This is a genomic window from Streptomyces sp. NPDC052101 (genome assembly GCF_040680235.1).
Lineage (GTDB): Bacteria > Actinomycetota > Actinomycetes > Streptomycetales > Streptomycetaceae > Streptomyces.
In genome coordinates this window covers 1-25726 of sequence record NZ_JBFAWH010000017.1, presented here as the reverse complement: position 1 = coordinate 25726, position 25726 = coordinate 1, and the positions used below count along the sequence as shown (strand labels likewise).

Genomic DNA, 25726 nt, shown 5'->3' with positions numbered 1-25726 from the left:
TGGAACGCTGACGGCCTGGGCCCGGAGCTGCCCGGGTCCAGGCCGGAGTTGTGGGTCGCTCGACGCGGCAGCTGGTGTGCCGAACCTTCGCTTGGACTGGTCGGGTGAAGTAATTTGACGGCCTTGCGGGACAGGGCGTCACCGAGGGCTTCTGCTCCCCGTCCGACCCCTTCCCGGGGCGAGGTGGTCGGGGATGGGGGGTATGTAGGCGCGGGCCAGTTGACGCTGGCCGTAGATCTGCCAGGCCCGGGTGTTGGTGTCCTCGGAGGGCACGATTGCCTCCTGGGTGGGTGCGCTGGGGATCAGGTGTGCGTGGTGAGGTAGGCGGGACCCTCGCCGCGCCGGGCCCGCTCGATGGCGTCGAGGCGGGCGAAGGCGCGCGGCGCCATCAGCTCCTGCCATGTGGCGAGGTCGTGGACGGCCCACATGTCGTGCTCGTCGGGATCGAGTCGGATCCGGCCGAGCTGGTTGGCGGTCAGCCGGCCTCCGTCGAAGATGAGCCCTACCTTGTTCAGCGGCAGGCGGGGCCCGGCGTGCAGGAAGTGCGTCAGGAGGAGCTTCGGCGTGTCCTGTGCGAGTTCGAGGCTGGTCTCTTCGACTGCTTCGCGGCGGGCGGTCTGCAGCGGGTCCTCGCCTGGGGCGTCCAGGTTGCCGCCCGGGAACTGCCAGAGGCGCGAGCCGTAGACCGAGCGCAGCTGGACCGGCCGGTCCTGCTCGTCGCGGATGTACAGGCAGCCGTACACCGTGTGGTGGGGGACGGTCTGTGCGTACTGCGCGGGCGTCATCGGCATGGGGCGGCCGGGCCGAGCAGGGCGGTGGTCGAATGCGAAGGCGAGGACACCAAGTGCTTCCTTGGCCGGCGGGTAGATGCTGCGGAGGTTGGCGAGCAGTTCTCCGTGCGGTCCGTCGGGGTCGATGCACGCGGGGTCCTCCGAGCTGAGCAGGTCCTCGAAGGAGGGGTACGGGGTGATTCGGTGCACGATGATGTCGAGTTCCCGGCCAGTGTCGCGATCGTGGAAGACGATCGTGTCGCCGGCTGCGACGGCGCGCTTCTGCGGGGTAGCCACCCTCACTTCGATTGTCTTGCGGCCTGCTTCCACTTGGCGGTAGTACCGCGGGAGCAGGTGCATGTGGTGCTCTTGCGGTTCGTCTCCGGTCGCCGGCCTCGGGACGGCCGGGATCCCCTGTTGGGTGTCTTCAGGCACGTGTGCCTCCGATGGATGCGGTGGGGTCCGTTGCGGTCTGTGGCCCGTGGAGGATGAACCGGCGTTGCTCCGTGCAGGTGGCGAGGCGCCCCACGGCCTGCTCGGCGAGCTGCCGCACTTCCTCGGGCGCGAGGTCCGGGTGCTTGGAGGCGACAGTGATCATGCCCATCCCGTTTCGGAGTAAAGGCGGCCGGCGCGGATGCCCTCGATGGCAACTCGGGTGTAGGGGACGAGGTTGTCGGGGAGTGAGGCCGGGTCCCAAAATTTCCACTGGGTGCACTTGTCCGGCTCGCGGAGTTCGGGCTCGCCGGTCCAGGTCCGGGCGCGGAAGAAGAGGCCCATGCGGGGTCGGTCCCCGGCGCGGTCGATGTGGTGGACGACGTGGACGAGTTCGATGTCCTGCGGCTGGACCTGCAGGCCGGCCTCATCACGTGCCTCTCTGATCAGGCACGTGATGGCGCTCTCCTGCTCGCAATGGCTAGCCAGAACGTGCCAGGTGGACGGCGCGAACGCGGAGTCGGGGTGGCGTAGCCCGAGCAGCACCGTTCCGTCGGGCCGCTCCAGGTAGAGGTGGACGCCGATGACGTTGAGGACCGTGCCGTGCGTGGAGGCCGGGTGGCGCTCCTCGTCGGAGGCTGCCCCGGTGTGCGCCGCGGCGCTGGATGCGCTGGCCGTGCGGATGGCCGCGTGACGCCGTACGAGGTCGCTGGTGGTGTCTGCGATGCGTAGCCGGTGGAGGTCGTTGGGGGCAAACCAGGCCAGCATCACCCCTTCCGTCAGGCGGAGTTCGCGGCGATCGCCGTTCCAGCGGCCGGCGTAGATGGCGATGGGCACGGTCCCGCCGGATGCGTCGGTTGCTTCCTCGATGCCGAACGGGGTCAGGTCGGCGATGTCGAGACCGGCTTCCTCGTCCAGTTCCCGCCGCACGGTGTGTTCCAGGGTGGCGTCCTGGGGCTCTCGGCCGCCGCCCAGCAGTGACCACATGCCCGGCTCCCAGATCTGGCCGGGGAAGTAGTCGCGCAGGTGGAGCAGGTACTCGCCGCGGTCGTTGTAGATCAGGGCGGAGGCGTTGGCCGTCTCCGGTTCGGCTTTGGGCGTGAGCTTGAGCAGCTTCTCGCGCAGCGAGGGGGAGTACACCCTGTCCACGGGCCGCCACTCGATGTCGCCGACCTCCTCCACCTGCAGCACGACCGGCACGTCCGCCGCCGTGCGCAGGCGGAAGAGGAATCGGAGGTCGAAGTGCCGGTGGCCCGGTTCACCCTTGCCTGGACGGGCGTCGATGTCGTGGATGTCGATGTCGAACGGCACGGCCTCGTGGCCGGGCCACGGTGTCACGGCCTGGGGAGGGATGCCGGTCTCCTCGTGCAACTCCCGAAGGGCCGCCTCTGCCAGGGAGTCGTCTTCCGGCTCGGTGTGTCCCCCGGGAGCGAGGACCTTCCCGCTCGCAGGGCGCAGCACGTGCAGGACGCGGCCGAGCGGATCGACGACGATGGCGCCGCAGGTGACGTGGCCGGAGAAGGTGGAGCGACTGGCGATGTTGGCGGGCCGGTCGAGGGCGTCCAGGAGACCGCCGAGTTGCCTGCGCTCGTCAGGGTGGCGAGCGAGGTAGGTCTCGACGGTGGTGCGGATGTGGTCGTGCGACAGCGGCATAGGGCTACCTCAGAGGGACGCAGGGCGGATCGAGTTGAGGCGGGATGGTCGTTCGTGTCAGCTCAGCCGCATCCCCTCCGCAGAGACTTCCTCGATGGCCGCGGGGCGAGCGGTGGGAAGGCCCCAGCGCTCCCGGGCCGTCTCTGCGGCGAGTAGGGCTTGCCGCGCTCCTGGCGGGCCCCATCCCAGAAGGGCGGCTGCCTGGGCGGGGGTGGCGAGCAGGCGTGCGAAGGGGTGTCCGGTGGCGGGGTCGACGGCCGCCGGTCCGATGTCGGTGACCCGGGCGGCCAGGCGGAGCCGAGCGTTGGGCCCCACTGAGCCGTAGACCTCGCCGGTGTCGTCCAGCACCCAGCCCAGTCGCACCGGATCGGCGAGGGTGAGCTGGGCCTCCTCGGCGGCTTCGCGGTGGAGGGTGTCCTCGGGCGTCGTATCGGTCTTCTCCACGGTGCCGCCGGGCAGCATCGGCAGCGCGCCCCGGGGGCCGGGGTCGGCCACGAGGACGACCCGGCCGTCGGGGATGAATGACCACGCCCAGGCTTGCTGCACGGGGATCCGCTCGGGGACGGGGCCGCGGTTGAGGGGGCTGTCCCACAGGGGCCGGTAGCGGACGTGGACGTCATGGCGGTCCAGCGCCGGGACGTCGAGGATGTGCCGGCCGTCGGCGAGGTGTGCTGTGGCGGTGTTCCCGAGCCGGGCACGGTAGGCGGCGAGCATGATCTGCCCGTCCACGGGCCTCAGCCGCTGCACCGCGTCCCGGGTTTCGAGGAAGGCGAACTCGGACAGTTCCTCGCGCGGCAGGCGGATCGCCTCCACCTGGTCGGGGGTGAGGGTTCCCCCATCGAAGACGAACCGGATTTCCCCGGGGAAAGGCGTGCCGGGCTTGGTGTCGGGGTGGTGCGGGGAGAGGGAGTGGACGGCGAGCACGTCCGACAGGGGCAGGTTCGCCAGGCCCAGTTCCTCGGTGATCTCGCGCTGGCAGGTGACGTGTGGGTGTTCGCCGGGTTCGACGACTCCTCCGGGCAGCAGCCACCGGTCGTCCGCGCGGTAGGTGGGGTGAACGAGCAGGACGCGGCCGATCTGGTCAGTGACGAGCGCGGCGGCGCCGACCCACACCGCGTGCCGGGAGGCGGCGTGCTGCCCTGCGGACCGGGCGGCACGCGGTGCAACATGATCCGAACGTGAGATGGGAGTGGTCATTGGCTCTGCCTTCCTCGAGGGTGGGCGGGCGTGTGTTCGGCGCGGGCTGGGGAGCGGATCTGTTCCTCGGACCAGCTCGGATTGCCTGCTCGCAGCTCTCCCGCGTATTTCTCGAAGTACGACCCCTGGAGCTGGGGTGGCCGGTATCCCTCGACGAACAGCAGCCGGAGTCCGGCAGGAAGCTGCGACTGGCCATGAAGGGGGCGTTCCAGGACGCCCTGACATAGGTGCGCGAAGTGCCCGGCCAGCTCGGACTTGAGATCGTCGACCAGCAGGTCTCGATAGGCCCGGACACCGACGAGTGGTTCGTCGGCACTCCTTGACAGGGATGGCGGCCACGCGCGGGTCGGACATCAGGATGACGTTCAAACGGATCTCTTTGACGGACGGGGGTTCGCGATGCCGCCACAGGCTCGTACGCGGGGACGGCTTCAGCATTAACGGCTTGTGCGGTGCGGGCTCGTCCAGTCGAAGTCGAGGCGTGCGTGCCGCTTCACGAGGGTGCGGGCGCCCGTCTCTTCGGTGCCGCCACCGAGGCGGGAACGGACCGTCAAGCGGGGAGCGTCGCGGATGTGGTGGTCGCGGTCCCAGACGATGACCTGCTGCGTCATCTCCTCAGCGAGTTGCGCGGCGGCCGGTCCGTAGGCGTGAATGCACCACTCCCATGCGGCAGGGCCGGTCTGCTGAAGCAGCAGGCGGGCGAGGGAGCCGTCTCGGACCACGGCTGCCGCGTCCCAGCCCTTGGAGCGCTCGACGATCCCGGTGTCGAGTTCCGGGTCGACGGCCAGGCGGCAGAAGCCGTCCATCGTGGTGGCGAGCCACAGCATGAGCTTGTCGAAGGGGGTGTTGCCGGGCATCGTGACACTGGTCCGGCGTTCGAGCCGCGGTGCCTCCAGAGCCCGGGTGAGCTGCCCGGCGTCCGCCATTCCGCCCTCGGGGAACCGCACGCGGATTTCCCCGCCACGCAGGGACACGACGTCTTCCACTTGCGCTCCGGCGCCTTGCATAGGGACGAACCCGCACACCGTGTACGAGCGGCTGACCAGCTGGTCGTCTCGCTTCTCGAAGGCAATCGCCCAGCTGTATCCGTGGATCGTCAGCGGGACCACGAGGCGCCCGCCCTCGACGAGCGGGGTGATCCAGGCCGGCGGGATGTCGGGGGCTTGGACGGTCACGATAATTGCGTCGAGAGAGCCTTCGTCGGTGAAGCCGGGAGCACCGTGCTCGCCGTCACCCAGTACGACGCGCACCCGGTCGTACCCGGCGGCGGACAGGAACCGCGCCGTGCGCTCGACGATGAACGGGTCGATGTCCATGGTGACGATCAGCCCTGCAGGGCCGACGACTTCCTGCATGTGCCCGGCGTTGGGGCCGTTGGAACCGATCTCCAGCGCGGTCTGGCCAGGGCCGAGAGCAGCCTCGCGGAGCATGACGGCCTGCAGCCAGGGTGCCGAGACCGTACTGGTGGCCCGGCCGTTGCGGTCTCGCTTGGTGGGGACGATCGCGTCTTCTGCGGCGTACACGGTCTCCAGCGGTACCCCGGGGAGGAAGAGGTGTCGGCGCACCCGTCGAAAGGCAGCTTCGATGGAGGCGTCGTCGATGTAGCCCTGGTCGATCAGTTTGTCGGTCATTGCCTCGCGCAGCCGGTGACTCTCGCGCTCCCTCTCGGGAGCCTCTGACGGCCTGGGCTGGAGGGCGAGGTTACGGTGCACGGGCGGCAAGTCCTTCAGAACGCCGGGCCAGACGCAGTCCAGCACATGCGCGGACGGCGTGAACAGCGCGCCTGTGAGAGCGGGCAGGTCGGCGGGCCAGTGCCACTCCCAGCGGTGGAACAGGTCGGGTTCGAGCACTGCGGGAGTTCCATGGTGGGCGGTGACACGGACGGCGGCGGTCAGGCGGGGCACGTTGTAGGTGGTGTCCATCAGGACGGCGAGTACCTGAGCGTCGTCCGTCGAGGCTTCCAGTCCGGTCTCCTCAGCCAGCTCGCGGACGGCTGCCTGTTCGAAGGATTCGCCCGCGTCGGGCTTGCCGCCGGGAAGCTCCCAGACGCCGCGCGCTGATCGTCCGAGCAGCACGCGGCCCTCTTCGTCGGTGACCACGACACCGGCGCCGATGAGGCCCTGTGGGGTGGGGCGTTGTTTGTCGGCGAAGGCCACCGGCCCTGTGGCCGGATGGCGCAGTACCAGTACCGCCAAGCCGTCGGCGTCGAATCGATCGGCCGTGGTCCACCCGGCGGCGGCCAGGGTGAGTTCGTCCTCGTCCAGGGCGATGTCGCGCCGGTCGGCGGGGACGGTGTCGGCGAGCGGCGTGATGATGCAGATGGTGCCGTCGGGGCGCAGATGCTCGCGCAGACGGTTGAGGAGCCATGTGCGGTTTTGGAGGAAGGCGTAGCTCAGGCGGAAGGTGATCAGGTCGTACGCGTCGTGAGGCAGGGCGGCGAGGGAGTCGTGCTCGATGTCGTGGTGCAGGAAGTGCACGTCGGCTCCGTCGGGAGCCTGCGCGGCGGCGAGTTCGACGGCGGACTCCGCGTAGTCGACGGCGTCGACCGAGTAGCCCATCTTGGCGAGGTGGAGGGCGAGTTCGCCCAGGCCGCAGCCCACGTCCAGGGCGACGGCGGGGCCCTGCGGGCGCAGGGTGGTATCCAGTACGGCGTGTTCGGCGTCGGTCAGGGCCCGGAAGCTCTCGCCGCGGGCGTAGTGGTCGTGCCATTCGTCTTGCTGCGTGTATCCCACCGAGGTCGTTCCTTAGGGTCGAAGGGGGTAGTCAGGCGCTCTGGGTGCGATGGAGGCGGCGCAGGGTCCGTCGGCCGCGTTCGACGACCTCGGGGTCGTCGTGGGTGAGGCCGTAGGCGATGCCGCTGAGGGCGTCGAGGGCCGCCTCGCACTCCATGTGCTCGGTTTCGAGCGGTGTCAGGGGCCTGCCGTACCCGGTGAAGAAGGCAGCGCGCAGGTCTTCGCGACCGTCCCAGAGGTCGGCCAGGCGTACGAAGTCGTGGCCCCGCTGCCGTGGCTCGGCCCGCTCAAAGTCGAAGACGCCGACCAGGCCGGTGTCGGTGAGCAAGGCGTTGCGCAGCTGCAAGTCGCCCAGGGTAGGGACACGCTCGCCGGGCGGCAGGCTGTCGTAGCGCGTGGCCAGCTGGCGTACCAGGTCCTCGTCGGCGGAGGACAGCAGCGGCCGGGCTGCCTGAAGGTGACGGTCCACCTTCTGGGTGCGGGAGACCGACGGTTGCTCGGTCGGCTGGCCAGGGGCGCTGTCGTGGAAGGCCCGCGCGATCTCACCGAGCTGCTGGTGCACACGGCGCTCGTCGGTGGAGGCCAGGGTGAGGCCGTGGAGGTGGCGGCCGGGCAGTTGGGTCAGGACGACCGCCAGGAGCCGGTCGTCCGAGGCGACCAGGCGCGGGGCGCGCTCGCCGAGAGCGGGCACCCACTCCCGGTATGCGAACACCTCACGCGAGTAGAACTTCTCGCTCGGGTGCTGCTTGAGGTACCAGGTGCCGCCCGACTTTCCGGTCAGCTTCCAGACTCGGCTGGTGGTACGGCTCCATGAAGCGTCCTCGATTGCCGCGAGCGGGCCGACGGCCTGCTCGGCGAACCTCCAGAGTTCCTGCGAAGGGCCCGACAGGTCAAGGGAGTTGGTCTCGGGCAGCAACTGCAGCCGGTTCGGGCCGTCCGCGGTGTAGGCGATGGGATCGTCGGGCTGCTGGAAATGGATGGCGAAGTGCCGTCCGGCGCGCAGGGCCTCCAGCCCGGCGCGGGGGTAGGCGACCATGTCCGACGGGAGGCGGTCCAGGGGGTACCAGGCCATCTCGCTGCACAGATGGGGTTCGCGGATGTGCGGCTCACCCGTCCAGGAGCGGACGATACCGAAGACACCCACGCGGGCAGAGCCTTTGGGACTGCGGTGATGGATGACGGCGGCGATCTGAACATCGCCAGGGACGATGGCGACGCCGGTTTCCTCGGCGGCCTCCCGGACGAGGGCCTCGACGATGTCCTCGTGGTCACCGTCGATGCGGCCCGAGGGCATGTGCCACAGACCGGTGGCGTAGACGTCACCGGCCCGGCGGGTGAGCAGGACTTCCCATCCGGTCGCGCCGGGGTGTAGGAGGACCGCGTGTACGTCGATGGGCGCGGCGAAGCGTTCGCTGGCCGCCGGCGGTGGCGTCGCGGCGGGCTGCTGTGCAGGTGTGGGGGCGCAAGCGCTCATGCTGGCTCCGAGGCGGGCGTGGTGGGGTCCGGTGCCGCGGTCTGGTCCGGGACCGTCTGGTTGAAGGCGTCGGACTGGAGCAGATAGGCGTCGCGGAAGGCTCCCGTGCCGGTGTGGGGATCCATGAGCTGGTCGAAGTCACCGTGCTCGACGACACGGCCGTGGTCGAGGACGACGATGGTGTCGGCGTGCCGGACGCTGTGCAGGCGGTGGGTGACCAGGACGACGGTTTGCCCTTGGCCGGCCAGGGCGCGAATCTGGTCGAACACCCGCTGCTCGGCGGCCGGGTCCAGGGCGCTGGTGGGCTCGTCCACCACAAGCACCTGGCCTGAGCGGAACCGCCCGCGGGCGATGCCGATCTTCTGCCACTGTCCGCCGGAGATATTTTGCCCGCCTTTGTAGCCGCGCTGCAGGAGCGTGCCGAGCCCGCGGGGCAGCTCGTCGATGACCGTGTCGGCACCCGAGTACGTGGCCGCCTCCATGATCGGCTCGTCGTCGAACGGGCGGCGGGGGCGGCCGATGCCGATGTTCACCCGCGCGGTGAAGGGCCACCGATAGAAGTCCTGGTTCACGGCGGCGACGCGGTCGAAGATCTGTGCGCGGTCGGCGCGGACCGCATCCACGCTGTCCCACCAGATGTGTCCCTCGTCGGGCGCGTAGAGCCCGCACAGCAGCTTGACGAGGGTCGACTTGCCGGAACCGTTGCTGCCCACCAGCGCGATCGTCTTGCCCGCAGGCAGTACCAGGTCCACTTCGGACAGCGCCGGATTCTCCTTGCCCGGGTAGGTGAAGGTCACCTTCTCGAAGCGGATCTCCTCTACGTGCTCGGGGAGGTCCTGGCCACCGTCCGGGATGGCGCGACGGTCGGCCTCCGTGCACAGCCGCTCGAAGTCCCCGACGAACAAGCTCTCCTGGTGGACGTCGGAGATCTGCAGGACGCATCGGCGCAGGGCCGAGGAGCCGGAGCGGATGGCCAGCACCGCGGTCCCGGCGACGGACAGCTGCATTGACCCTGTCCACAGCAGCACACCGAGCATTCCGTACGTGGCTGCGGTGGCAGCGCCGGTCGCGGCAGCGGACAGAAGACCGGTACGGGCATCGAGCCGGGCCAGCCGGGACTGCTCCCGCTCGCTGGTGTCGGCCATGCCTCGGAAGTGCTCCAGCAGGAACGGCCCCATCGCATACAGGCGGATCTCGGCGGCGGCCTCCTGGCTGATCAACAGCCGGGTCAGCAGCTGCGCAGCGCGTGCGTGCTGCACGAACTGGTGGAAACTGACGTACCGGCGGCGAGCCTTGGCCATCGCACCCCACGCGCTGGGCAGCGTCATCGCGGCCAGCAGCGGCAATAAGGCCCAGTGCAGCACGGTGAGAACCCCGGCCGCGGCGATCAAAGAGATCAGCGCGTTGACCACGCTGGTGGTGTACTTCACCATCCGGCGGGCCGACTCCGCACCCCAGGACGCTGAGTCCAGCAGCCGGTGGAATTCGTCGTCCTCGACCGCTTTCAACTCAACCCGCGAGACCAGCGTCAGGTACCGCTCCGTGGCCACCCGCTGAACCTTGGGCTCCAAAGCCCCCGTCGCGGCGGTCGACGCCGCCGCACACAGCGCCCCGACAACTCCCATCACCGATACGGCCATCAGGACGGGAAGCGCATGGGTGATCCGCTCCGTGATCGTCCCCGCACCCAGCAGATGACTCAGTACCGAATTGACGGCCACCAGACCGACCGCCTGGGTCACTCCCGACCCGATCTCGGCCACGGCCACCGTGCGCAGCGCCCGCCGGTCCGCCCAATGCGCCAGCCGTACCGACGTAGCCACCAAACGGGGAAGCTGCCGGGCCATCGACCACAAGGACAACCCCAGCCACGCCCCATGGTGGGCGTTCCAGCCCACGTCGTACTCCAGCTGACCACCGAACAGCAGCATCTCCGATGCCGACACCGCTTCCTCGGCTTCCTCCGCATCGGGTCGCGGAGCTTTCCCTTCGCTCATGACCGCTCCCGTGCCGGGGCGGGAATGCCGGGTGCGGCCGGGGCGAGCAGTGCCCACTCCACTGGCGTTGGTCCGGTGGCGGACGTGACGTGCTGGGTTCCGTCGGCGGCGACCTCCAAGCGGTAGGAGGTCGGCTCGCCGGCCGCCACCCAGCGCGCGTGCACCTCCTCGACTTCGGCCCAGACGGGCCGCTCGCCGACGGACTCGGCCATCCAACCGCCGCCGGCCGCAGGGCGCACGACGACCCACGAGTCCTCGTCGGGGGCGACGAGCGTCAGGTGCTCGGCCTGGTAGTCCCGCACCAGCCCAGGGGCGAGATGATCGAGGGCGAGCCACAGGCCGTATGCGCTCTTGGCCGGTGGCGCCAACGATGTACTCCGGCGCGAGCCGGGCTCGGCGGCGATCCGCTCGCGATGGGCGAGCACGGTCAGCCATTGCAGCCCGTGGGCGGGGCGATGACCGCTGCGCACCCCGCGCAACGTGGCCTCCACACGCCCCTTCGTGGTCTTCTCCACCACGGCACGTCCCGGCCAGCTCGGCGACCGGGTCGTGATGGTCGTCAACAGCCGACCGCCATCAGCCAGTTGATCCAGCCAGTGCGGTGGGAGGGCCTCGACCGCGAAGCCGGACAACACCCGGTCGTACGGGCCGAAGGCAGGTGCTCCGGCATAGCCGTCTCCGGTGACGGCGCGAGGGCGGAGGCCGAGCGGGGCCAGGCGCTCCAGGACCGCTTCCACCAGATGCGGGTCGCGGTCCACGAGTGTCACCCGCTCCGGTCCGCAGATCAGGCACGCCACCGCCCCCGTCACCCCAGGGCCGCTGCCCAAGTCGAGAAAGGACTGCCCCCTCTGTGGCTGGAGTTCGCCGAGGAACGCGGCGGTCATCGACATCACGCTGGACATGGACGTGATGCGCCCGCCGGTCACCACTCCCCGCCGCTGCCCGTCCAGGCTTTCGCCATCGTGCTGGACGCGGACGCTGTCGCCGCTGTAGAGAACCTTGATCCACTCTTCGCGGTCCTCGGGATGCGCCCCGTCCAGCAGCTTCCACACCCCCGGCTCGACACCGTCGGGCACCTGGCGCACGTACGCCCGCGGGATCAGTACGTCCAGACGCAGGGCAAGCAGCGCCTCGCGCACGACCGGGTCCAGGGGCTGATCGGCTTCCAGCCGGGCGACCATCTCCTGGCGGGCCCGCCAGGCCCGGGGGTCCTCCTCGGGCAGGGGAGGTGGCGCGGTGTGGGGAGCGTCAGGGGTGATGTGGTGCATGCGGGCCTCCAACGAGCAGGGCGAATCGGCGGGCAGGGGTGCGGTGCGGTCAGGACTCCTTCGGTGCCGTCAACGTGGTGGAGCGGGGCAGGCGGGCTTCGGGCCAGCCGAGTTCGGTGTAGGCACTTCCGCCGGCGATGCCTTCGAGCGCGGCTTTGGCGTACGGGACGATCGGGTCGGGCAGCGCGGTCTTCGGCCACCAGGCCCACGCGCTGCATTTGTCCGGCTCCATCAGCTGTGGCTCGCCTGTCCAGTGCTTCACCCGCAGGACGAGTTCCAGAAGTGGCCGGGGGTTGCCGGGATCCAGCAGGTGCACGCTGTGCACCAGGTCGAGGTGTTCAGGGTCGAGGTGGAGTCCGAGTTCCTCTTCGGCCTCGCGCACGGCGCACTGCTTGACCGACTCGTGCTCGCAGCCCCCGGCCGGAAAGTGCCAGGTGTTGGGGGCGTACACGGCGTTGGGGCCGCGCAGACCGAGTAAGACTTCGTCGTTGCGTTCGAACAGCAGGTGGACACCGATCAAGTTCAGGGCGGTTGCCATCAGATCTCCTCCTAGGGAGTGGCCGGCCATGGACGGGGGACAGGAGACGGGGCGGTCACGTGATCGCCTCCTCGCCGGCGGCGGGCATGCGGATATTGGCGCGGGCGCTCCCCGTGACGAAGTGCTCCAGCAGGGCAGCGGTGAAGGGGTGTGCGTCGAGGGGAGGTTCACCCGGTTCGGCCCACACCAACTCGGTGTGCCTGTCTGGCTCGGCGTTGAACGGCTCACCGCTCCAGGTCTGGGTGGTGAACAACAAGGCGAGCCGACGCTCCCCGTCGGGAGAGAGCAGATGCGCGGTACAGCACAGCCACAGATCCTCCGGCTCGACGTGCACCCCGACTTCCTCACGGACCTCGCGGCACGCCCCGTCCTCGAACCACTCGTCGCGGTCGAGATGGCCGCCGACGATGGTGAGTTGCCCCGCGTACCGGGGCTCGGCACGGCGGAGCAGAAGCACGCGGCCGTCCTGCCGGTGCAGGAGGACAAGCACGTCGACGATGCTCTTGTAGCGGTCCGTCACGTGAGCCCCCTTGGAGGGGGCGACGTGGGGGCTCTCCGCCGCGCGCTGGGGCCCCGGTGCGTCAGGTCCGGGAGGTCGGAGGCACCCGCTCTGTTCGAAGTTCCGCGGAACGTCGGTGCGTCGCATGCCGGGGTGCATTGCGCCTCCTCGTTGACGTGAAGCTCGGACAGATGCTCGGACTAACGGCCTCGGAAGGAACGCGTTCGGGGGTGGTGCGGGCGAATTCTTCGAGCGAATGTGCGGATTTGCTGCCTCAGGCTAGAGCTGACGGGAAGCGGCACCTGTTCGACCGCGTTCGTGGGCGTCCGAGCATGAACCGAACACGATCCGGTGATTGCGCGGCCCTTTGTGCGGCGTGCCGCACAAAGGGCTTCTGAGTCCGGCCGACGGGATGCCTCCGTGTCCATCAGGAGCAGCACGGCTGGGATGGAGCGGCCCGGCGCATGCCCGAGGGGATCGCCGGGGCATGACGGGGGCAGGCCGCGGCGCCAGGTGGCCACGGCCCGTGAAGCGCGAACGGGTCTTTGTGTGGGGTGTGCCGGCTTACGCAGAAGCCTCCTGCTCCAGGGAAGCGTTCCAGCGGGCGAGGGCGTGGTGATCTGGGGCGAGCAACGGAGCAACGGGCCGGCTGAGGTAACTGTGCTCGACGAGGTAAAGGCCCGCGGTGCCGGCGTAGCCGGGGAACAGCTCGTTGAGGCGGGCCATCACGGTCTGCGGTTCGGCGTCGTCGGCGTCGAGGAGGCAGCGGGCCAGGATCTTGCGGTTCCACACGTCGATACCGAAGACGGCCGGGTCGCGCGAGGCGTGGGAGGCGATCACCGCGGCGGTGTAGGGCCCGACTCCCTTGATTTCCTGGACGGCCTCCATGAGGTTTCCGGCGGCCCGGAGGTCCTCGGTGCTGTGGTCGCGGAAGTAGGCCGCGTAGTGCGGCAGGCTCTTGGCTCGAAAGCCCAGCCGGTCCCGCTCTTTAAGGGTCTCGGGCGTGACGTGCGCGATTTCGTCGGGGGTGAACCAGACTCTCAGTGTGATCCCGTCGAAGCGGACGAGCTGGCCGTAGTGCACGAGGAGATTGCGGGTCATCTGGGAGCTGCGGGCGACGGTGACGTTCTGCAGCAACAGTGCGATTACCGCGATCTCGAAGTGGTCCTCGGGACACGATTGCCGCATCCCGCCCAAGGCTGTGAGCGCCTCGCTCATCGCGGGCACACGGGCCGCGAGTTCTGTAAACGCCGCCTGGTCTTCGGCCAGGCCGTATGAGGAGACCAAGCGACGCGCGAGCTGCTGACGGTGGTCGGGCTTGAAGTCCCCGTCGGCATAGACATCGGCGATGACTGTGCGGTCCGCGGCGCGCAGCCGTACACCGACGACGAGGTCGTCGATGCGGAAGGTGCGCCAGCTGTTGGCCTGGGTGTGGGCTTCGAGGCCCGTGGCGTAGTGGGACGGCTTCCAGAAGGTGTGCAGGGCGTTGAACGGGCCGTCGCCGGTGACGGGCAGTTCGAGGGTGTCGGCGCGGTCGAGGTGGCAGAGGCTCACGTCATGCTCCTGGGAGTGGCGGCCGTGGGCGGATCTCAGGCGGGCGTCGTTGTCCGGTAGTCCGGCCGGTGGCGCCGGGTCCGAGGGAACGGCGTCGTAGAGGGCCGGGGTTCGGTGTGGCTGGCTGGCGGCCCCTGCAGCGTGGGTGTTCGGAAGAGGGAGGAAAACAGGAGTCAGGAGGACAGGACGGTGAAGGCGACGGAGGGGAAGCGGCGTCCGTTGACCTGGAGAGCGAGGGAGTAGGTGCCCGGCGTCACCTTCCAGCGGGCGGTCGAGCGCAGTGGGTGATCCTTGGCGAGCCGCAGCTCCCTGCCGGGCCCGGCAGAGGCGCGGCGCAGGAAGGACACCTTCTCTCGTGGCTGGCCGTTCCGCCCCGTCGTGGAGATCACGTACATCACATGCACCGGGGTGGTGGCGGTGGACGTAAGAGCAGCGGAGAACCTGAGCGTGTCGCCGTCGCGCAGTTCGCTGCAGTCCAGGGCGAGGGTGGTCAGCTCGATGGGCGCGTCGTGCGCGTATCCGAGAACGCCGTAGGCGGGCGCCCAGCCCTCCTTCAGCTTGTTACGCAAAGCTTCCCGGGCAATGAACGCGAAGTGCTCGCCGTTGAGATGGCCCGACTGCTTCCACCGCTCCAGGGTGGAGAGCACGAGGTCGGGCTGGCTGCTGGCGAGGTCGCTGAGGTGGTTGGCGACCGAGGTGCGCACGTAAAGATGTGGGTCGGTGTAGAGCTGTTCGAGGACGGGCAACGCCGCATCGGCGGGCAGCGGGATCCGCGGTGCCCACGGCAGAAGTGGCCGGGTGGCCTCGCTCGCCAGCCGGCGCACCCGGTAGTCCTCGTCGTGGACCCAAGCGTCAACGGCCTTCATCGTCTCGGCGGGGAACTCGGCCAGGAAGTGCCGCACGGCGACCTCGGCGGAGAAGTACCCGGTCATACGCGCCAGAGCGGCCAGGGCCTGGTCCAAGTACTCGGCGGAACACAGGTAGCGGGAGACGTAGTCGGAGTGGGGCGAGTAGATGTGCAGGCCGAAGTCGTTGATTACGCCGGCCGCTTCGGGCGTCGTCGGCAGGGAGCGCAGCAGGACTTCGAGCGCCTCGGGGCCGGTGACCGGAAGGTGGGCACGCAGTCCCTCGCTGGTGCGGGCGATCCGGGCGCCCAGCTCCAGCCCAGGAAGGTCGGTCATCACCGACTGCACGAAGCCGTCCGCGTCGAACTCCCGGCAGACGTGCCGTACTTCGCGGGCGATGCGAGCGATGCGCTCGGCGTTGAGCGCGGTCTCCTTCAGAGGAACCTTCACGGTCATGGGCAAACCCTAGGAGTGGTGGCAGGCGGGGCTCTCGCGTTCCGGCCGCCGGTCCGCCGGCGGTGTGACGCGGTGGCATTCGGCTATCGGACGGCAGCGCGGTACAGCAGCCGACGGTGCCGGGAGCTGTCACACGGCGAGGCGGTGTGGAGGGTGGCGAGGTTGTCCCACACGACCAGATCGCCCTGGTTCCAGCGGTGGCTGTAGACGTACCGGTCGCTCGTCGTGTGCCGCAGCAGTTCATCGAGAAGATCGCGGCTGACCTGTTCCGGCAGGCCGGTGATCCCGCAGATCACCATGGAGCCGAGCAGCAGCGAGCGGGCGCCGGTGACTGGGTGTTTAAGGACGAGCGGGTGATCGACTTCCGGGTGGCTGGCGAGGCTTCCGGTCGCGGCAGATGACTGGCCGCCGCTGGCCTGGCTCTGCAGGACGCCGAGCTGCTCGATCGAGTGCAGCGTGTGCATCTGGTCGATCTGCTTCTTCACCGGCCCGGGGAGGTCGGCGTAGGCGCGGGTGGCGTCGGCGAAGCGGGTCTCTCCTCCGCGCTCGGGGGTGATGACCGAGTACAGCAGCGTTGCCCGCGTCAGTTCCGGCTTGAAGCTGTTATCGGCGTGCCACTCCTCCTCGTCGTCCCCGTCGTAAATGCCGATGTGTTCGCCATCTTCGACGATGTTGCTGATGACGGTCAGGCCAGGGAAGCCGCCGACGGCGTACCGGCGGTCGATGTGGGTGTCGAGCGTCCCGAAGCAGGTGGCGGCAGCCAGGAGGTCGGCGTGGGTGAGGTGCTGCTGAGGGATGATCAGCAGCCGGAAGTCGTGCAGTGCCTTTGCCAGGTGCGGGGCGAGTTCTTCGTGCTCGGCCGCGAGGTTGCAGTCGACGACGGCGCCGAAGCCGCTGTCGTCCAGCGGGCGCAGCAACAGGGACATCGTGCGGCTCCTTTGACGGTGACGGGGACGGGCCGGTCAGAACTGGGGCGACTGCTGGAAGACGGTGATGTCCTTGATGCCGGTGGCGGCCATGCAGAGCCGCTCGATTCCGATACCGAGGCCGATGCTGTTGGCCGGCACGCGCCCGGCGCTGATCGCTTGCCATGCCAGGGCCTGCTCGTCGTCATAGAGGTCCACGGCCTTGGCCCGGGCGGCGAAGGCTTCGCCGTCGACTTCGTCTTCGTAGCCGTGGACGACTTCGAGACCGTCGATGATGAGTTCGAACCGGTTGATCAGGCAGGTGGTTTGGGGGGTGAGGCGGGCGCACGGCTCGTCTCCGCCGAGGGGGTAATCGGTCAGGAACACCGCTCGGCCCTTGCTCTGGGTCTCCAACTCCTGTTCGACGAACTGCCCGAGCGTCGTCTTGAAGGGCGTGGTGGTCTCAAGTCCGAGCCGGGATGCCATCCGCTGCGGCAGGTCCCCGAGGGTCTCGGTTCGCAGGTCGCATCCGAAAACCTCACGGATGTGCTCGGCGACCGAGACCCGCTCCAACTTGTAGGGGATGTGCGGCTTCACCAGGCGCTCGGCCAGGGCGAAGAGGAACACGAAGCTCTCGCCGGCCGCGTACAGATCGAGCATCGAGAACTCGCTGGCGTGCAGGCTGTCCGGGCTTTCGGGCCGGAAGCACGCGCCGATCTCGAAGATCCGGGGGTGGTGTTCGAGGTTCACCCGCAGGGCGGGCCCGATCATCGCCCGCAGGTAGCGGTCGCCGTCCAGGTCGACCGGTGCCCGCCGGCCCGGACCGAGGTCGGCGCGGCGGGCAACGGGCGTGATGACCTCGCGGAAGCCGTCGGCACGCAGTACCTCTCGTAGAGCGAAGAGCACATCCGACTTCACAGCGATCGCATCCACCACGGAGCACTCCTGAATCAGCAGGGGAGGGGGTAGGCAGCCGCGTCACTGCCTCTGGGACGCGGGGTGCGCTGCCAGTGGACGCACGCTAGCCGCCCACCCGCGATCACGGAACTCCACCGGCACACCCCGCTCCGAACGGAGCATTTCTGCAGGTCAGCCCCATAGCGGGCGCAACACTCGTGCAACACCCTTAGGGCACGGGATGCAACACCGGCATGCGATCGATGCAACGCTCCGAGGCGTTGCCGACCACGGTTCAGCGGTCCTAGCGTGAGTGCCCGGCGCCCGGTTCAACCGCGGTCACGCAGCCTGTTTCTGGCGAAGGGTGTTGCCCGCACCCGCGGGGGCAGACCAGGTCCGCCAGCTCACTGCTTCGCCGTTCCGTGTGCCCCGCGCATGCCGGGGAGCGGGGCTCCACATCCCGCATCCCCTGCGCGCGGCTCTCCACCATCACCACGCATGCACGGGGTTTCCCCGTGCTCGAAGAAGTAGGAGGAGTCATGGCCCCCTCGATGAAAACCGGCGTCCGCCCGGACGCCACCGGCCTGAAGACCGGTGTTCGTCCCGACGCCGTCGGACTGAAGACCGGTGTCCGTCCGGACGCCACCAGCCTGAAGACGGGTGTCCGGCCGGATGCCACTGCCCTGAAGACGGGTGTCCGTCCGGACGCGCTGGCCTAGTCAGGCCCGGTGGCTGGCCCCTTCCATCAGCGTCGAGCGCCGCAGCACCTCGGCGCTCGGCACCCGGTGATCTGGGGACGGTCGGCCAGGGGTCCGGCGGTACATCACCCGCCGCCGGGCCCCGCCCGATACAGACACCGAAGATCGACATGTGGGGAGGACCTGGATGATCATCCGAGCACAGCGCAGGACGGCGCCCTTGGCTTCCCGCCGCACCCGTCACGGGACCGGCGCCTCGCGCGCCGTGCACGAGTTGCTGGGGCCCGAGATCATCACCGCGCTTGAGCGCCTTTGCGGCCGGCCGACGATCGGGATGCTCGACGTCCTCGTGGACATCCTGTCCATCGTGGCCGCGGCTGTCACCGGCATGGTCGTTGGCCACGTCATCGGCCCGGTCTTCGCTGTGCTCTATATCGGCATCCGGCAGAGGCACGTTTCCAACCTGGCTCACGAGTGTGTCCACTCCAAGCTGCTCGCCAATCGCCGCGGGAACCGTCTGGTCGGGTACGCCCTGACGGGCCTGCTCGGCGAAGGATTTCTGCCGTACAAGGTCACGCACGGCATCCACCACGCGAAGCTCGGCAGCGCTGATGATCCGATGTTTCAGTCCTACCTCGCTGGCGGCATCCACAGGGCTGGGCCAGCGGCCAGTCGCTGCGCGTTCGTCTTCAAGGTCATCATCCGCAATGCGGTGTGGCGCCTGCCGAAGGAAGCGGTCCGAACCCTGCTCACCAAGGCGCCGCAGGAGTCGTGGTGGGCGCTGGTGGCCCGTGGCGGCCTGTGGGCCGGGGCCGTCGCCGTGTGCTGGCCGTTCGACGCGTTGGGGACGTTCCTCCTGTACTGGCTTCTTCCGCTGATCTTCGTGCGGCCCGGCACCACCTGGATCACCGACCTGGGCAATCACGCGGGCCTCATCGAAAACCGGAGCCCCTTGGTGCAGACCCGCGGCTGGTCGTCCCACGGGATCACGCGGCACCTTCTCGGCGGCCACCTGGACGACATGCACCATCCCATCCACCACTGGTGCCCGCAGATTCCCTTCCACCGGCTCCCCGAGGCCCGCCAGATCCTCGAACAGCGCCTCGAGCGGTGGCCGGAAGTGCCCTGGTGCAGCGGGTTCTTCTTCCGCCGCCGCACCACCCCCGACCAGCCATGCGTCATCGAGGACATCATCGACCGCCTCGCCGCCCAGGCCGCCGGGCGTCCTGCGGCCGCGGCGACCTAGACCTCAGCCTTTCGAGCCTCTCCACCACCAGTCGACAGCGCAGCTGCCGGGCGCCCTGCCGCGCGCAGCGAGCGCATCAGGCCGACGCATGTCGGCACGCGCCGCCAGGGAGGGCGGCACACCATGACAACAATCCCGGTCGTGAACAGCCACGACGAGTTCACCCGTTTGCGCCAGGTGATCGTCGGCCGCGCCGAGCACTACACCGATCATCACGTCGACGCCTCATTCGAGCTGTTCTTCTACGACAACATCACCCTTCAGACCGGTACCGGGCAGACGCTCCTGCCGATCCCGCCGCAGCTGACCGACGAGCTGAATGAGGACATCGCCGGTCTGGTGGACGCCCTGACCGGCTGCGGCGTCGACGTCGTCCGGCCGGCCATGCCGGGGAAGAACATCGACATCCGCTCGCCGCTCTGGGACGCTCGGGCCACCCCTGCCCTGAACGTGCGGGACAACACGATCATCCTCGGGAACACGATCGTGGAGACCGCCCCGCACGTGCGCGCCCGCCTCTTCGAGAACGACCAGCTCAAGCCCCTCTTCTACCGCTACTACGACGAGGGCGCGAAGTGGCTGAAGATGCCGCAGCCGGCGCTCGCACACGGCTCCCTCGACGACGCCTACTTCCGCCGCCAAGGCATCGACGTCTCCCACGTCACCGACGCCGACACGGCGCTGGCGATCGACGGCCTGGGTCTGGAGATGATCTTCGACGGTGCCCAGTGCATGCGGCTCGGCCGCGACATCCTGATCAACGTCGCCAACGACAACCACGCCCTCGCGCTGCGCTGGTTGAAGGACAACTTCCCCGAGCTGCGCTTCCACGTCCTCGACGGCATCGCCGACAGCCACATCGACAGCGTCATCGTGCCGCTGCGGCCGGGCCTGATGCTGCTGCGCGACCCCAAGTACCTCGACTACCTCCCCGAGGCCATGCGGTCCTGGGACGTCATCGTCCCGCCCCCCATGGACGAGTCCGCCTTCCCGGACTACAGCGACTTCGGCTTCGCCATCGCCAGCCGCTACATCGACATCAACGTCCTGTCCGTCGACGAGAACACCGTCATCGTCAACGCCCTGTACCGGGAGTTGATCACACTCCTGGAGAACCTCGGGATCACGGTCGTCCCCGTCCAGCACCGGCACCGGAGGCTGTTCGGTGGCGGCTTCCACTGCTTCACGCTGGACACCCGTCGCGACGGCGGCCCGGAGGACTACCTCGGCTGACCCGCCTCGCCGCTCGCCCGTGCCCGCCCTCATCAACCAGACAGCGAAGGAGACCCCGTGGCACACGACTGGCCCCTCCACCCGGGCTTCTGGACCGACGAGTTCCCCCAGCAGACCAACGGCCGCACCAGCCCGTACCTGTTCAAGGGCATCATCCCGGCCACCGCAGCCCAGCCAGAGGACGTCATCGATGGCCTGGTCACGATGCGCCGCGCGCACGCCGCCGGCACCGCGAGCGCCGCCAAGGCCCGCGTCTACCTCGGCGAGGAGCGACACGACGAACTCGTCGAGACCGTGCTCACCGCCGACGCCTGGAAGGACGGCGACTTCGTCCCATGGATGCAGCAGACCACGGGCGCCGAGCGTTTCAGCCTGGTCCTCAACGGCCTGGAAACCGTCAGCCCCGCCCTTGCGGCTGGCCTAGGCACCTTCCTCAGCTCCCTCTTCGACGGCTGGGGCGTGCCGATCGGCGGCGCCGAGCAGGCTGTCTTCGCCGGCAACTACTCGGGGACCGCCTTCGGCGTTCACGAGGGCTCCGAGGACGCCTTCCTGTGCCACCTCGGGCCCGGTATCAAGGACTTCTACTGCTGGCCCGCCGACGAGTACGTCAAGCGCACCGGCGGCAAGGACCCCCTCAAGGGCGACTACCAGTGGCTGCTGCCGTACGGCGAGCGGTTCGTCATGGAGCCGGGAGACGCCCTGTTCCTGCCCGCACGCGTCTTCCACGTCGGCCGGCAGGACACCTTCTCCGTCTCCGTCGCCGTCCCCCTCTACACCTATCCCGAGCGCCGCTTCCTGCGCATGTCTGCGCTGCCCGAACTGCTCGACGAGGTGCTGGCCGAGGACCTCGACAACCCCTTCGGCGACCCGTCGCCCATGCACGACCTCACGGTCGGCAGCGCGCAGGTCGCCCGCCGGCTGATCCCCCTGGCTCACACCGCCCTCGACGCCATGCGCGGCAAGGCCGAGTCCAAGCTCGCCGAACACGCGCAGGACTACTGGGACGGGACGCTCAGCAACGGCGGCTGGGAGTACAAGAAGGACGACCTCGGCCGCCAGGAAGCTGCCGCTGCCTTCCATGCCGATCAGGTCGCGCCCGGCGCGGTCATCCGCATTCCCGCCCCGTACCAGCTGCGCGTCACCGGCCCCAAGACGGCCTTTCTGCGCGGCATCAAGGCCGACCTCGAAACCGCTGCGCTCACCCCCGACCTCGTCAGGGCCCTCAACGCCCGGACCACGATGACGCTGCCCGACGACGAGGACCTCCTGGCCGCCATCCGCGCCCTCGGCACCACCGGCGGAATCCACCTCACAACCGCGACCACCACTAAGGACGCCGCATGACGCCCGAGAACTCCCTAGTCCACACCTATCTCAGGGCGAATCCTGAGACCCGCACCGCGTTCGGCGGCGTCCTGCAGGGCACCTTCACCTCCGGCCAGACGCTTGTCGACAAGCACCTCAAGCCGCTGATCGACTGGGTCTACGGACAGATCCGACAGCTCGTCGCCCCTGAGAAGCTCAACCAGGCGCAGGCCCGGATGTACATCGAGGAGCTGTCCGTCTTCGCTCGCTACAACGCCTCCTACCTGCGCCAGGCCGCCGCCTCGGTCGAGCGCTTCTGCCCCCCGCTCGCCCACGAGCTGTACCGCAACTATCTGGAGGAGGGCGGCGAGCCGGGCAAGGTCCCGGCCCACTTCGTCCTGTACTCCAAGGCGCTGCTCAGCGACCTCGGTCTCTTCGTCATCGGCCACGTCCCTGCGCCCGAGACGCTGATGCTGCTCCAGTTGCACGAGAGGATGGTCAACCACCACCAGCCCGGCGTGATCGCCGGCGGCTACTACGCCACCGAGGGCGTGGCCATCGTCGAGACCGAGCTGCTGCGGAACATCACCGACCGCTACGGTGAGCTGACCGGCAGCGGGAGCGGCAGCGCGCTGAAGGAACTCGACTACTACTACCGCCTCCACCTCGACGACGACCATGATGCCGCGCAGGTCGACGGGCTGAGCGTCGAGGCCGCCCACATCGAGGGCCTGGCCGACTTCATCCGGAAGAGTGACACCTTCCACCTCGACCTGGCGCAGACGCTCACCGGATTCCTGGAGATCTTCGAAGGGATGACACAGTGGTGGACCCAACTGGCCCACCGAGCAACGGAGATGGTCTGATGAACGCCCCCGCCGAGGTCCTCGAAGAACGCACAGGCAGCTGCCTGTGCGGCCGGAACCGCTTCACGGTCCGGGGACCGGCAGACTTCCCCCACTTGTGCTGGTGCGGGCATTGCCAGAGGCTCGGCGGGGCCCCGGTGATGTGGTGGGCCGGCTGGCCCAAGGACCGCATCACGTGGACCGCGGGCGAACTGACGTGGTACGAGACCTTCCCGGGCGAGGCCAAGCGCGCGTTCTGCGGCAACTGCGGCACCCGCGTGGCCGCCATCGACGCGAGCGAGCCGAACATCGGCATCAACGTCACCGCGCTGCACGACACCACCGGCCAGGACCTCGTTCCGGTCGCTCAGTCCTTCCGCGAGAACGCCGTGTCCTGGCTCCCTGTGGTGACCGACACCCGGCACGGCTCTGTCGGCTGACGGCGACGGTGCGGCCCGGGGCAGTGAGCACCTTTAACACGCTTACCGCCCTGGGTCCGGCCAAGGGGAACGACGGCACAAGCCGCCTCACCACCAGAGGGCTCTCGACGACCCCCTCCACTCCCCAGGCCATAAGGAGACCCTGTGCTGCCCCCGCACGCCACCAGCGAATTCGGCACGCTGCGGCACGTCGCCATGCGCTACGCCGCCCCCTTCACCCGCCACCTGTACGGCCCGGACATCCATCCCGTCCTCGCCCGCCAGATGACCACCAGTACCTGGGCGTCGTACGACGTCAACAGGGTCCGTACCCAGCAGGACGCCGTGATCGACCTGCTGCGCGCACGGGACATCGACATCAGCCTCCTTGCCCCGGCTGACGGCTGCTCCGCCCAGCACTACCCGCGTGACCTGGGCTTCGTCATCGACGACGTTCTGTTCCTCGCCCGCTTGAACTCCAGGGAGCGCCGCCCGGAAGCCGAAGCGCTCATCGCGCTCACCGCTGGCATGGCAAACGTGGCACGCCTTGCCGGCGGCACGATCGAAGGCGGGGACGTCATGCTCCACGCCGGATGCGTTCTGGTCGGGCTCAGCGAGGAAACGTCCAAGCAGGGCGTGGCGGCGCTGCGGACTGCGTTGAGTCAGGCCGAGATCGACCGTGATGTCATTCCGGTCGAGTTCACTACGCACGGCATCGTCCACCTGGACGACCACTTCAACATCGCCGCTCCCGGCATCGCACTCGTCCATCGTTCCGTGTTCTCCGCAGTCCAACTGCGCTGGTTCGAACGGCATTTCGACGTCATCGACGTCACCGACGCTGAAGCCCTCAAGGTGCAGGCCAACATCCTGGCCCTCGCTCCCGGAACCGTCATCGTCACCGACGGCAGCGACCGCATCGCTGCCGAACTGAGCAACCGCGGCATCGAGGTCCTCACCGTCGACTACTCCGAGGTCACCAAGATCCCCGGCTCCCTGCGCTGCAGCACCCTCCCGCTCCACCGCAGCTGACCCCCACACCGACCCGCATCAGCGAGGGCGCCCCCTGATGCCCCGACGGCGACACGGCCAAGCCGTCACCATCCTCCGCCTCACCCGCGCGGGCTCGCCCTCCATCCACGTCCCTGCCCGTCTCAAGGAGACTCGCCCATGGGCCCCGCCCGCCTCGCGGTCGGCACGATCGCGCCCCTGCCCGCGGACACGCTGATGCACTTCCTCCTGCAGGTCGGCATCCTCCTCGGCCTGGCGTTCCTCCTGGGACACGCAGCCGAGCGCATCGGCCTGCCCAGTGTCGCGGGCGAACTCGCCGCCGGCGTCGTCCTCGGCCCGTCCCTCCTCGCGCACCTCGCACCCGGCCTGTCTGACTGGTTCCTCCCGTGCGACCCCGCGCAGACGCACCTGCTAGACGCTGTGGGACAGCTCAGTGTCCTCCTCCTGGTCGGCTTCACCGGCATGCACATCGACATATCCCTCGCCCGGAACCGCGGCTGCACCGCCGCCGGCGTGAGCGCCGCGGCCCTGTTGGTGCCCCTCGCTCTCGGCATCGCCCTCGCATACGCCCTGCCCCACCGGCTCATGCCCGCGGGAGCCAACACGTTCGCCTTCGCCTGCTTCATCGGCGTCGCCACGTGCGTCAGCTCGATCCCCATCATCGGCCGCGTACTGGTCGACATGCGGCTGATCGACCGCCCCGTCGGGCAGATGATCATGGTCGTTGCCACCATTGACGACGCCGTCGGCTGGCTGCTCGTCTCCGTCGTCACCGCACTGGCCACCACCGGCCTCACCGTCCACGACATCGCCGTGCCGCTGTGGCACATGGCCGTCCTGCTCCTCGTCACGCTCACTGTCGGAGGCTGGACGGTGCGCCGCGTCCTGAAGTGGGCTCACCGCTCCGGTTCTCACGGTCCGACCGTTACCGCAACTGTGCTCCTGCTGGTTTGGTCCGGCGCTGGCGCGCATGCCCTCGGCTTCGAACCTCTCCTCGGCGCGTTCCTGTGCGGCATCCTCATTGGCGCCTGCGACGACGGACACCAGAGCCGACGCATGGAGCCGCTGGACACGACCGTTCTCGCGTTCCTCTCCCCGCTCTTCTTCGCGCTCGCGGGCCTGCGTGTCGACCTGACGGCGCTCGCCACACCTTCAATCGCCCTGTGGGGCCTGGCCGCGCTGGGCATCGCAGTCGTCGGTAAGTACCTGGGCGCCTTCGTCGGGGCGGCGGCCGGCAAGCTCAACTGGTGGGAGGCCGTCGCGGTGGGAGCCGGCATCAACGCCCGGGGCGTCATCCAGGTGGTGATCGCGGTGACCGGCGTCCGCATCGGGCTGCTGAACACGGCGATGTACAGCATCGTCGTCCTCATCGCCGTCATCACGCCGCTGATGGCGCCGCCCGTCCTGAAGGCGGTCATGAAGCGCCTCGACAGGGCAGAGCGTCCGACGTCAGAAGGGCCCGAGCCATCAGCAGAGGGGAGCTGCGGCATTCGGCCTGCCCAGCTCCCCTAGAACCCTTCCAGAGGTTGCCCCGCGGCAAGGCGCTTGAGGCGCGTCGCCAACCTCCTGCTCGCCAAGTGCTGAGCGCTGAGCGCCGCACGGCGGGCGAATCCTGCGTGCCCGGCACTGTCTCCGCGCAAGCGAGCCAGTTCAGCCGAAGTGATCATGAGTTCTACGCGGTCACGGGTTCGGTCCTTGGCCATGCCTTTCGCTGTCTGCAGCGCCCGCATCCCGTCGTCAGCCAGGCCGGCG

22 protein-coding genes and 1 pseudogene are annotated in these 25726 nt (G+C 69.0%); 8 read left to right on the top strand and 15 right to left on the bottom strand.

All coding sequences use genetic code 11. The features are described from left to right. Nucleotides 1-302: 302 nt before the first annotated feature. The 14 genes from AB0L75_RS27835 to AB0L75_RS27770 form a co-directional block, all read right to left on the bottom strand. Complete coding sequence (locus AB0L75_RS27835; protein ID WP_365185969.1) at nt 303-1067, bottom strand: NUDIX domain-containing protein; 765 nt, start codon at nt 1065-1067, stop codon at nt 303-305. Between the two features lie 130 nt (nt 1068-1197). Then, the gene (locus AB0L75_RS27830) at nt 1198-1368 is read right to left on the bottom strand and encodes a hypothetical protein (RefSeq protein ID WP_365185966.1); all 171 of its coding nucleotides are present in this window, start codon (nt 1366-1368) and stop codon (nt 1198-1200) included. After that, nucleotides 1365-2855: an NUDIX domain-containing protein gene (locus AB0L75_RS27825; RefSeq protein ID WP_365185963.1), complete on the bottom strand. Its 1491-nt coding sequence runs from the start codon at nt 2853-2855 to the stop codon at nt 1365-1367. The genes AB0L75_RS27830 and AB0L75_RS27825 overlap by 4 nt, the downstream gene beginning before the upstream one ends. 57 nt (nt 2856-2912) lie before the next feature. Continuing rightward, nucleotides 2913-4052, bottom strand: a complete 1140-nt coding sequence (locus tag AB0L75_RS27820; protein ID WP_365185960.1) for an NUDIX hydrolase — start codon at nt 4050-4052, stop codon at nt 2913-2915. Nucleotides 4053-4489: 437 nt separating this feature from the next. Beyond that, nucleotides 4490-6784, bottom strand: a complete 2295-nt coding sequence (gene fxlM, locus AB0L75_RS27815; protein ID WP_365185958.1) for a methyltransferase, FxLD system — start codon at nt 6782-6784, stop codon at nt 4490-4492. A 31-nt stretch (nt 6785-6815) separates the two neighbouring features. Beyond that, complete coding sequence (locus AB0L75_RS27810) at nt 6816-8258, bottom strand: phosphotransferase (protein WP_365185955.1); 1443 nt, start codon at nt 8256-8258, stop codon at nt 6816-6818. Further along, the gene (locus AB0L75_RS27805; RefSeq protein WP_365185953.1) at nt 8255-10255 is read right to left on the bottom strand and encodes an ABC transporter ATP-binding protein; all 2001 of its coding nucleotides are present in this window, start codon (nt 10253-10255) and stop codon (nt 8255-8257) included. Before AB0L75_RS27805 ends, AB0L75_RS27810 begins: the two co-directional genes overlap by 4 nt. After that, nucleotides 10252-11523: a methyltransferase gene (locus tag AB0L75_RS27800; protein WP_365185950.1), complete on the bottom strand. Its 1272-nt coding sequence runs from the start codon at nt 11521-11523 to the stop codon at nt 10252-10254. The genes AB0L75_RS27805 and AB0L75_RS27800 overlap by 4 nt, the downstream gene beginning before the upstream one ends. A 49-nt stretch (nt 11524-11572) precedes the next feature. Further along, nucleotides 11573-12061 (bottom strand): NUDIX domain-containing protein, encoded by a 489-nt coding sequence (locus AB0L75_RS27795; RefSeq protein ID WP_365185948.1) that lies wholly within the window; start codon nt 12059-12061, stop codon nt 11573-11575. A gap of 55 nt (nt 12062-12116) precedes the next feature. After that, nucleotides 12117-12581, bottom strand: coding sequence for an NUDIX domain-containing protein (locus AB0L75_RS27790; protein WP_365185946.1), 465 nt, complete (start codon nt 12579-12581; stop codon nt 12117-12119). 543 nt (nt 12582-13124) lie between these two features. Then, entirely contained in the window at nt 13125-14114 is a 990-nt protein-coding gene (locus AB0L75_RS27785; RefSeq protein ID WP_365185943.1) for an endonuclease III domain-containing protein, read from the bottom strand. Nucleotides 14115-14287: 173 nt separating this feature from the next. Then, the gene (locus AB0L75_RS27780) at nt 14288-15415 is read right to left on the bottom strand and encodes a hypothetical protein (protein ID WP_365185941.1); all 1128 of its coding nucleotides are present in this window, start codon (nt 15413-15415) and stop codon (nt 14288-14290) included. An 83-nt stretch (nt 15416-15498) separates the two neighbouring features. Next, the gene (locus AB0L75_RS27775) at nt 15499-16341 is read right to left on the bottom strand and encodes a TauD/TfdA family dioxygenase (RefSeq protein WP_365185938.1); all 843 of its coding nucleotides are present in this window, start codon (nt 16339-16341) and stop codon (nt 15499-15501) included. Between the two features lie 36 nt (nt 16342-16377). Continuing rightward, nucleotides 16378-17256 (bottom strand): amino acid--tRNA ligase-related protein, encoded by an 879-nt coding sequence (locus AB0L75_RS27770; RefSeq protein ID WP_365185935.1) that lies wholly within the window; start codon nt 17254-17256, stop codon nt 16378-16380. A gap of 500 nt (nt 17257-17756) precedes the next feature. Here AB0L75_RS27770 and AB0L75_RS27765 point away from each other — a divergent pair, with 500 nt between their 5' ends. From AB0L75_RS27765 to AB0L75_RS27730, 8 genes are all read left to right on the top strand, one after another. Further along, nucleotides 17757-17936 (top strand): hypothetical protein, encoded by a 180-nt coding sequence (locus AB0L75_RS27765; RefSeq protein ID WP_365185931.1) that lies wholly within the window; start codon nt 17757-17759, stop codon nt 17934-17936. A gap of 166 nt (nt 17937-18102) precedes the next feature. Then, nucleotides 18103-19161, top strand: coding sequence for a fatty acid desaturase (locus AB0L75_RS27760; RefSeq protein WP_365185929.1), 1059 nt, complete (start codon nt 18103-18105; stop codon nt 19159-19161). A gap of 123 nt (nt 19162-19284) precedes the next feature. Then, the gene (locus tag AB0L75_RS27755; RefSeq protein ID WP_365185926.1) at nt 19285-20394 is read left to right on the top strand and encodes an inosamine-phosphate amidinotransferase 1; all 1110 of its coding nucleotides are present in this window, start codon (nt 19285-19287) and stop codon (nt 20392-20394) included. 57 nt (nt 20395-20451) lie between these two features. Then, nucleotides 20452-21738, top strand: coding sequence for a hypothetical protein (locus AB0L75_RS27750; protein ID WP_365185924.1), 1287 nt, complete (start codon nt 20452-20454; stop codon nt 21736-21738). Continuing rightward, on the top strand, nt 21735-22565 hold the full coding sequence (locus AB0L75_RS27745) for a DUF3865 domain-containing protein (protein WP_365185921.1): 831 nt from the start codon (nt 21735-21737) through the stop codon (nt 22563-22565). Before AB0L75_RS27750 ends, AB0L75_RS27745 begins: the two co-directional genes overlap by 4 nt. Continuing rightward, nucleotides 22565-22984: a GFA family protein gene (locus AB0L75_RS27740; protein ID WP_365185919.1), complete on the top strand. Its 420-nt coding sequence runs from the start codon at nt 22565-22567 to the stop codon at nt 22982-22984. Before AB0L75_RS27745 ends, AB0L75_RS27740 begins: the two co-directional genes overlap by 1 nt. A 144-nt stretch (nt 22985-23128) precedes the next feature. Then, nucleotides 23129-23995 (top strand): arginine deiminase family protein, encoded by an 867-nt coding sequence (locus tag AB0L75_RS27735; protein WP_365185917.1) that lies wholly within the window; start codon nt 23129-23131, stop codon nt 23993-23995. Nucleotides 23996-24133: 138 nt separating this feature from the next. Then, on the top strand, nt 24134-25486 hold the full coding sequence (locus AB0L75_RS27730) for a cation:proton antiporter (RefSeq protein WP_365185914.1): 1353 nt from the start codon (nt 24134-24136) through the stop codon (nt 25484-25486). On the opposite strand, the pseudogene AB0L75_RS27725 reads toward AB0L75_RS27730, so the two are convergent. Then, nucleotides 25483-25726 (bottom strand): annotated as a pseudogene (locus AB0L75_RS27725) (transcriptional regulator); the annotation flags it as partial. The gene AB0L75_RS27730 and the pseudogene AB0L75_RS27725 overlap by 4 nt on opposite strands.

What these genes read in the sequence shown, in the direction of transcription:
- AB0L75_RS27830 (WP_365185966.1), bottom strand. Translation starts at nt 1,368, where the DNA reads ATGATCACTGTCGCCTCCAAGCACCCGGACCTCGCGCCCGAGGAAGTG.
- AB0L75_RS27825 (WP_365185963.1), bottom strand. Translation starts at nt 2,855, where the DNA reads ATGCCGCTGTCGCACGACCACATCCGCACCACCGTCGAGACCTACCTC.
- AB0L75_RS27820 (WP_365185960.1), bottom strand. Translation starts at nt 4,052, where the DNA reads ATGACCACTCCCATCTCACGTTCGGATCATGTTGCACCGCGTGCCGCC.
- AB0L75_RS27810 (WP_365185955.1), bottom strand. Translation starts at nt 8,258, where the DNA reads ATGAGCGCTTGCGCCCCCACACCTGCACAGCAGCCCGCCGCGACGCCA.
- AB0L75_RS27805 (WP_365185953.1), bottom strand. Translation starts at nt 10,255, where the DNA reads ATGAGCGAAGGGAAAGCTCCGCGACCCGATGCGGAGGAAGCCGAGGAA.
- AB0L75_RS27800 (WP_365185950.1), bottom strand. Translation starts at nt 11,523, where the DNA reads ATGCACCACATCACCCCTGACGCTCCCCACACCGCGCCACCTCCCCTG.
- AB0L75_RS27795 (WP_365185948.1), bottom strand. Translation starts at nt 12,061, where the DNA reads ATGGCAACCGCCCTGAACTTGATCGGTGTCCACCTGCTGTTCGAACGC.
- AB0L75_RS27780 (WP_365185941.1), bottom strand. Translation starts at nt 15,415, where the DNA reads ATGACCGTGAAGGTTCCTCTGAAGGAGACCGCGCTCAACGCCGAGCGC.
- AB0L75_RS27775 (WP_365185938.1), bottom strand. Translation starts at nt 16,341, where the DNA reads ATGTCCCTGTTGCTGCGCCCGCTGGACGACAGCGGCTTCGGCGCCGTC.
- AB0L75_RS27765 (WP_365185931.1), top strand. Translation starts at nt 17,757, where the DNA reads ATGGCCCCCTCGATGAAAACCGGCGTCCGCCCGGACGCCACCGGCCTG.
- AB0L75_RS27760 (WP_365185929.1), top strand. Translation starts at nt 18,103, where the DNA reads ATGATCATCCGAGCACAGCGCAGGACGGCGCCCTTGGCTTCCCGCCGC.
- AB0L75_RS27755 (WP_365185926.1), top strand. Translation starts at nt 19,285, where the DNA reads ATGACAACAATCCCGGTCGTGAACAGCCACGACGAGTTCACCCGTTTG.
- AB0L75_RS27745 (WP_365185921.1), top strand. Translation starts at nt 21,735, where the DNA reads ATGACGCCCGAGAACTCCCTAGTCCACACCTATCTCAGGGCGAATCCT.
- AB0L75_RS27740 (WP_365185919.1), top strand. Translation starts at nt 22,565, where the DNA reads ATGAACGCCCCCGCCGAGGTCCTCGAAGAACGCACAGGCAGCTGCCTG.
- AB0L75_RS27730 (WP_365185914.1), top strand. Translation starts at nt 24,134, where the DNA reads ATGGGCCCCGCCCGCCTCGCGGTCGGCACGATCGCGCCCCTGCCCGCG.